At 52.1% G+C, this 4776-nt stretch carries 3 protein-coding genes and 3 pseudogenes; 3 read left to right on the top strand and 3 right to left on the bottom strand.

Features of this window, described 5'->3' with window-relative positions; all coding sequences use genetic code 11:
* Positions 1-108 precede the first annotated feature (108 nt).
* Positions 109-360: pseudogene (locus HUO07_RS22345) on the top strand (aldehyde dehydrogenase family protein); the annotation flags it as partial.
* A 261-nt stretch (positions 361-621) separates the two neighbouring features.
* Here HUO07_RS22345 and HUO07_RS21245 read toward each other — a convergent pair.
* From HUO07_RS21245 to HUO07_RS21630, 3 genes and pseudogenes are all read right to left on the bottom strand, one after another.
* Entirely contained in the window at positions 622-1560 is a 939-nt protein-coding gene (locus HUO07_RS21245) for a LysR family transcriptional regulator (RefSeq protein WP_176305117.1), read from the bottom strand.
* 409 nt (positions 1561-1969) lie between these two features.
* Positions 1970-2640, bottom strand: a pseudogene (locus HUO07_RS21640) (IS701 family transposase).
* A 75-nt stretch (positions 2641-2715) separates the two neighbouring features.
* On the bottom strand, positions 2716-2865 hold the full coding sequence (locus HUO07_RS21630) for a hypothetical protein (RefSeq protein WP_217908996.1): 150 nt from the start codon (positions 2863-2865) through the stop codon (positions 2716-2718).
* Positions 2866-3044: 179 nt separating this feature from the next.
* On the opposite strand from HUO07_RS21630, the pseudogene HUO07_RS21235 reads away from it, so the two are divergent.
* Together HUO07_RS21235 and HUO07_RS22340 are read left to right on the top strand one after the other, a co-directional pair.
* Positions 3045-4065: pseudogene (locus HUO07_RS21235) on the top strand (benzoate/H(+) symporter BenE family transporter).
* A gap of 11 nt (positions 4066-4076) precedes the next feature.
* The gene (locus tag HUO07_RS22340; protein WP_176305116.1) at positions 4077-4556 is read left to right on the top strand and encodes an XdhC family protein; all 480 of its coding nucleotides are present in this window, start codon (positions 4077-4079) and stop codon (positions 4554-4556) included.
* The last annotated feature ends 220 nt before the right edge of the window (positions 4557-4776 follow it).

The raw sequence follows: 4776 nt of genomic DNA, 5'->3' as shown, positions 1-4776 counted from the left end.
GTCTTCGCGACCCTGCCCACCCTCGACGATGATGACCTCAACACGCTGCTACCCTGGCAGTGGAAAGAGACATTACCGGTCTAAGCGACATCTGCCTAGATGTGGTTAGTGGCTCGCTTACTTTATTCACGCGATATTGGCCGAGTCTGGCGAGTTGCCGAGGAGCTGGAAGCTGGAAGCTGGAAGCTGGAAGCTGGAAGCTGGAAGCTGGAAGCTGGGATCATAGGCATTAATGAAGGGGCCATCTCAACCGAAGTGGCACCTTTCGGTGGAATTAAGGAGTCCGGTATCGGCCGGGAAGGATCTCATTATGGTATCGATGACTATGTCGAAATCAAATATATGCTAATGGGTAAGTGATAGCTCGAAGTATATGCCAAGTCAGGGTTAACGCCTGCGTGTATGTGCTTTCGGAAGCATTGGGTGGTTGGATTAACCATTGTCCATGGAGGTCCATGGTTTAATACCAACACCAACGTGCCTTGACCACGTGAAGTGGCCCTCTTCCGAGTTTGCTATAGCCTGTGCAGCTCAGAGAGGTGGTAATTCAAGTAGGCTCTGGCGACGTGGTAGGCCAGGCGACCAGAACTTTTCCTCAGCTGTTAGATGTGGTTTTTTCATTCAGGCGCCCACCTTGTCTTCATGCGACATGCATGTAATCGGATTTTCTTTTGTTATTTCTCTGCATGCATTTATAAATTCAGGAACAAGAAGGTTGTTGTTATCCTGTCTCCAAGCTACTGAAAGGCATGACGGGGAGATGCCGAACACAGGAATGAATGAAAGCCCTGGCCTGTTATAGTAGCGTTGGGTTGATTCTGGGGTGAAGGCTACACCGTAGCCACTCAATATGGCTTCAAAACATTCATCAACTGTTTTTACTTCTGCGCCGATGCGCACAGGACAACCTTTTCGATCTTTTATAGCCAGCCAAAAATTTCTCCATACCTCAGGAGACTGCCTTGCAACAAAGGGCTCTTGAAAAAGTTCATCAATGCTGATGCTATCATGCTTTGACAGGTAGGACTCGTCAGGTGTTACCAGCAGCCTTTTCTCAATAAAAAGAGTTTCAAGCTGTATATCTAAGGATGTAGGTATTGGTGGCCTTACAAAAGCAACATCTGTTTTTTTATCATTTAGTCCGGCCGTAGGATCACTGAAATCAAAAGATTCCATCTGGATCTCGGCGTGAGGGAAAAGAGTGCTGAAATGCTTTAGTATCTTAGGTGTAAGTTCTGCAGCAGCGTTCGCTTGAAAACCAACTACTATTTTAGCTCCGGCTTCCTCTGATGAAGCTAGCGTTAATGATATTGCTCGGTCTGCGGCTGATAAAATCGAAATACATTCCTGATAAAAAACCTTTCCAGGTTTTGTAAGATTCGCGCTACGCTTTGTTCTTTCGAATAGAGCTACACCTAAGCTGCTCTCCAGCTTTTTTATCTGAATGCTAAGCGATGGTTGTGATATACATAACCTATCTGCAGCTCGGCTAAAATGAAGCTCTTCAGCCACTGCCACAAAATACCTCATGGCCCTCAAGTCTATGTTTCTGTTCGTCATATTATTTTGTCACTTATAAAATATGATGTGGGACCCATCGACTGTGACACCTGACAAGCCACCTAAACTTTACCCGCGTAATTCACCCGGGGGGATGCTCTGAGGACAAAATGGCACAGGGTTTTCTCTTCTAGAGTCAAGGTGTTCCTGACAGAAATATTTCAAAAGGATTACTCACCATAGGCTAGAGCCTAGTCACTTGGACATCTCCTTGCAATGGCTCTGTCCGCGTCGAGATGAGTGATCTTGCCCAGCAATCATGGACACCAACCTACTACTATAGTCGTAAATAATCGCAGAGCGACATGGCCCCAGTTGTGATTTGCCCTCCTGGAAACAGCGCTCGATGTTCCTCCGTGCCCCGGCGGCCAGTACCAGGCCCTCAAGTGACGTGCCATTGGGAGCGAAACTAAGGTACGCCGTCATCTCCTGCGTACCATTCAAGGAGCGCCGTACGTACCAGCATTCCGCGCTGCCACCCGTCGAACGGTCCCGGATTGATGGCCAGAAACGCCCAGTCAGACAGCCGAGGCCCCTGGCTCCCGGCGCCTGCGCTGAGCCGGGCCCAACCGAACTCGGTATTCGCCTGCAGCGTCGCTAGCAGATAACCGACCTTGCGTTGCTTCAATCCCAGCCACACATGGGTCTTGCGGCTGACCGCCATCACATATCCCTGGCCGCGCTCCTCCAGGGCCCAGCGTAGCTGGAAGGACTCGCCATAAACGGCGTCGCCTGTCACCCAGCGGGCCGTGACGCCACTGTCCAGCGCGCGTACCAGCATGTCCCGGGCCAGTTCCGCCTTGGGCTTGTGCCCCACCGCTTCAGGGATACCCGCCTGACGGCAGCGTCCGCGATCCTCCGCCCAGTCCCGAGGAAGGAACAGGGCGCGATCGATCAGGCCCTGCCCCCAGCAACTGGCATAACCGAGGAATGCGCCAATCTGACAGTTTTCGATCCGGCCGGCCGTTCGCTGTACTGGCGCTTGACGCCTGCCGAATGCCGGCCCTTCTTGAGGAATCCCGTCTCATCGACCACCACCCCATCGTCATCGCGCAAGGCTTGGTGGACACGTTGTCGCACAGCATCGCGGACTCCGTCTTCATCCCAGCGGGTGCGATTGATCAGATGCTGGAAGCCGTAGGGGCGTGTGTCGCCCTAGTGCTCGGCCAGTTGCCAGCTATTGCGTCGTTCGATCTCACCCAGCAGGCTTCGCAGGTAGGCACCCAGGCGCTCGCGGGCCTCAGCACGCTTGACGTAACGACCTAGTTCTACCACCCCAAGAGGAGAGTTTTGATTCCCTGTCATGGGCCTGCTCTCGTAGACGCTCAGGGGGCGGGAGGGCGTTCAGCATGGCACACCTCACTCACAGCTAGGTGACCAATGAAGTATAGAGTTTATGCGTCACCACGAAGCGTCGTATGGTGTTTATTGGTTGAATCCAAGTTTTTGCCATCTACTTTCTAGGCGGCCTGATTAGTTTGGTCATGGCACTACGTTATCGTCAGCCTATTACCGGAGCCTACTCGATTCCAGGGGCGGCGATCATGATAGCTGCCTTGGGGACGACTCCTTACAATGAAGCAGTCGGTGCCTTTATCATGCGGTGCTATTGTACTGCTTCTTGGGGTTAGTGGCGTAGTGGGCCGTATTATGCGCTGGCTTCCGATGCCTATCGTCATGGCTATGATAGCCGGTGCTCTGACCCGGTTCGGTGTTGGTGCAGTAGAATCCGTGGGAGCGGCACCGCTAATAGCAGGTACTGCAGTGGTGGCTTTTTTCCTGACTTCACGCTTTCTAACTTCAGTGCCTCCAGTACTAGCCGCCGCGCTTGTAGGTTTTTCCGTTGTCTTAACGACTGGCTCAGTACAGCCTGCTGAGGTTGACATTGCCTTTGTTGCGCCACAGTTTACAGCTTCGAGTTTTACATTGCATGCTTTCCTGGCTATATCAGTGCCGTTGGCTGCTTTGGTAATCGGAGCAGAGAATGCTCAAGCTACAGGGGTATTACTGGCAGAAGGCTACCGTCCACCGGTGAATGCAATGACCGTGGTTAGTGGTATCGGCGGTATACTTGCTGGTTTCATTGGCGGGCACAACGCTAATATTGCCGGACCGATGCCAGCCATTTGCTCATCTGAACAAGCTAGTACTGACACCAGCAAGCGCTATGGGGCGATTGTAGTTAACGGTGTTCTTTTTTGTGCTTTTGGCTTGTTTGTCGGTGTTGCTGTGCCTTTTATCCTCGCACTGCCCAAGGCATTGATAGGCAGCGTGGCAGGTTTGGCAATGATCAGCATTCTGCTGGCTGCCTGGCAACAGGCTTTCTCTAAGCGAACTGGGCACCAAATAGGCGCCTTCGTTGCGCTAGTGGTGGCGATGAGCAATATTACTTTGCTTGGCATCAGCTCACCGTTCTGGGCCTTGGTCTGTGGCATCGCTGTATCCCTGCTGCTGGGAGAAAAACCGCCACAACCGAACGAAGCGACAGCCGATAAGATTGATTAGGCCAGGTCACCATGCTTGATCTTGATAGTCAAGTGATAGCTCAATCATTAGATTGGGTTCGCAGTGGTCAGACTGTGTGGTTGTGTACTGTACTGTCGACCTATGGGTCGTCGCCAAGAGTACCGGGGGCAATGCTCGTTGCTCGCAGCGATGGTAAATATGTTGGGTCGTTATCGGGAGGCTGTGTTGAAGACGATTTTATCGCCCGCCTCAAGGAAGGAGCTTTTTTCCAGCCGACGACGCCGGTCCGTTATGGAGAAACTCGCGCGGAGGAGCTTCGCTTAGCTCTACCTTGTGGTGGAATTCTTGAAATTCTGGTTGAGCGGCGTGAGTCGGGTACGGATTGGCTTAACCATTTAGTAAAGCTGCATGCTACTCGATTGGGACAACAGCGATTGGTCCGTAAGGTCGAGCCTGGTACTGGGGAGTGCGAAGTGATTAGACGGGCCACTTGTTACCCAAATGCCGAGCAGTATCCATATTCGAATTAGGTCCTGCGCTGCGCTATATCTCCTGTAGCTGAAGCTTGTGTATACTTTGATCGTACATTGGGCTATCAAGTGATCGTTTATGACCCAAGGAAGGAAATACTGTAAGCGAGCCACTAACCACATCTAGGCAGATGTCGCTTAGACCGGTAATGTCTCTTTCCACTGCCAGGGCAACAGCGTGTTGAGGTCATCATCGTCGAGGGTGGGCAGGGTCGCGAAG

This window comes from Vreelandella maris (assembly GCF_013371085.1).
In the GTDB taxonomy this organism is placed as follows: Bacteria; Pseudomonadota; Gammaproteobacteria; order Pseudomonadales; family Halomonadaceae; genus Vreelandella; species Vreelandella maris.
Note: the sequence above shows the minus strand (reverse complement) of the source record. Positions and strands in the feature narration are given on the sequence as shown.

Coding starts and splice junctions, on each gene's coding strand:
- HUO07_RS21630 (WP_217908996.1), bottom strand. CDS start 2,865: ATGACAGGGAATCAAAACTCTCCTCTTGGGGTGGTAGAACTAGGTCGT.
- HUO07_RS22340 (WP_176305116.1), top strand. CDS start 4,077: ATGCTTGATCTTGATAGTCAAGTGATAGCTCAATCATTAGATTGGGTT.
- HUO07_RS21245 (WP_176305117.1), bottom strand. CDS start 1,560: ATGACGAACAGAAACATAGACTTGAGGGCCATGAGGTATTTTGTGGCA.